Genomic DNA, 2,011 nt, shown 5'->3' on the forward strand with positions numbered 1-2,011 from the left:
AGGTGACATTCGTTGCCTTCAGAATCCGTGTAACGCGTGGAGTAGAACACGGTTCTGAGATTGGAGATCGCAAAGGCCGCGTTCTTGCCGATGCCAAAGGATCCGCCTGCATCCGCGACGTTCTTCTGACTGACACCAGAGGATTTGACGAGGGCGTGGAATGGGCTGCCCTCAATCGCGGGTCCAAGCAGCCCGGTTGTTCCGTAGTCTTCAACCAGAAGAACTGGCATTGTCTGCTGGTCAGTGAGAGCAGCTGCCCGCGTGAAGAACTCAATCTCTTTCTTACGCCTCTTGCTCTTTGCCTGAGAGAGGCAGGCTCGGACGGAGGATGCGAGATCCTTCAATCCCGGAATGTCGCCCGTGGGGACATCCAACAGTCGAAACACCAGGTGAACCGTATTGGAGTCTTGGTCCTGTGCTTTAGCCGCGGCATCCAGACTGTTCTGGGAGCATTCCCGCGCTACGCCCGGGAATGGAGACCCTTTAAATGTCTCAATGCCTGCGTGACCCAGCCCTTCTTCCTCGAGTCCCGGGTTTGGTAGAAACTTCCAGCCTGTCATTCCATTGCCCCTGTGAAGATCACGTGCAGATGCAATTAAAGCAGCCGCGCTTGAGCTGGGCAATGTATCCGTTCGTCGCAGGGGCAACGCTGCCGAGTCGCATTCGACTGCCGTCAGGTAGGGTGACGGATTATTGACGCTTGAGTAATTGAGTGGGCGAGTTGATCCAGTGCGTGGTCAACCGCGGTTTGCTCCTGACCACGGACTGCGCATTCCCAGAACTCGATGACGTTCCATCCCTTGGCATGAAGCTCGAGCTGAACCCGGATGTCCCGGGACTTGTTTGAGTCAATTTTTGCCTGCCAGAACTCTGGCCGGGTCTTGGGCAGCCTGTATAGCGGGCAATCATGCCCATGCCAGAAACAACCATGGACAAACAAGACTGTTCGATACTTGGGTAGAACAATATCCGGCCGCCCGGGCAGCCCAGCCCCACCCAAGCGGTAGCGCAGGCCTCTCGCATGAAGGCCCTTGCGAACAAGGACCTCCAGCTTGGTGTTCGCGCCTCGGATCCGCGACATCTGCGCGGATCGCTGCTCGGGAGTGAGGCTGTCAACCAATGTCAGGCCTTCGCCTTCTTTCTGACGGTTTTGGCCGGCTTCTGCTTCGCGTCCTCCACAAGGTAGGGCACCATGATCCGCGCAACTTCGCTGATGACGGGAACGACCACGGAGTTGCCAAACTGCTTGTAGGCGCGGGTGTCCGAAACCGGAATACGGAAGTTTTCGTCGAACCCCATCAGGCGCGCGCACTCGCGCGGGGTGAGTCGGCGGGGATTCTTCTTCAAGCCTTGGGAGATCAGGATCTCCGAGCCATCCTTGTAGTAACGGGCCGAAAGCGTACGGCAGGTGCTCTCGCTGTTAACCAGCCCGAAGCCGAAGCCATTACCCTTGTCGCGGTGCTTCGCGGCGTAGTTCTGCAGGTACTCCCAAAGCTTGTCCGACAGCGTGTACTTGTCCAGCACCTTGCCCTTGGTACCCTCGATGTACGGGGAGTCAGCAGTCTCGGTGCCATCCTGGCTGTGCAGCACCGCGCCCATCTTCGGAGCCTCGTCGAAGCTGGGCAGCTCGACCTTATGGATGTCGAAATCATTGGGCTCGCGGAAGCCCACAATGATGATGCGCTCCCGGTGCTGCGGGCCGAAGTGCTTGCCGTTGATGACCTTGTGCTTGACTTGGTAGCCCAGCTCGTTCTGCAGCACATCAATGATGGTGGAGAACGTGCGGCCCTTGTCGTGGCTCATCAGGTTCTTCACGTTCTCAAGCAGGAACGCACGCGGCTTCTTCTCGGCGATGATGCGGGCCACGTCAAAGAACAGGGTTCCCTGAGTCTTGTCGGAGAAGCCGTGCGGGCGGCCAAGCGCGTTCTTCTTGGAAACGCCTGCAATGGAGAAGGGCTGGCAAGGGAAGCCCGCCAACAGCACATCATGGTCCGGCACATCGGCTTCATGG

At 58.2% G+C, this 2,011-nt stretch carries 3 protein-coding genes; all 3 read right to left on the reverse strand.

Translation table 11 applies throughout. The features are described from left to right. Positions 1-560 (reverse strand): hypothetical protein (locus AC1DQP_RS19965; RefSeq protein ID WP_478052360.1); only part of this gene is annotated, 560 nt, incomplete at its 3' end. 113 nt (positions 561-673) lie between these two features. Then, the gene (locus AC1DQP_RS19970) at positions 674-1,120 is read right to left on the reverse strand and encodes a very short patch repair endonuclease (protein WP_457322367.1); all 447 of its coding nucleotides are present in this window, start codon (positions 1,118-1,120) and stop codon (positions 674-676) included. Positions 1,121-1,122: 2 nt separating this feature from the next. Further along, positions 1,123-2,011 (reverse strand): DNA (cytosine-5-)-methyltransferase (dcm, locus tag AC1DQP_RS19975; protein WP_478052361.1); only part of this gene is annotated, 889 nt, incomplete at its 5' end.

Source organism: Stenotrophomonas sp. P5_A8 (genome assembly GCF_056400545.1).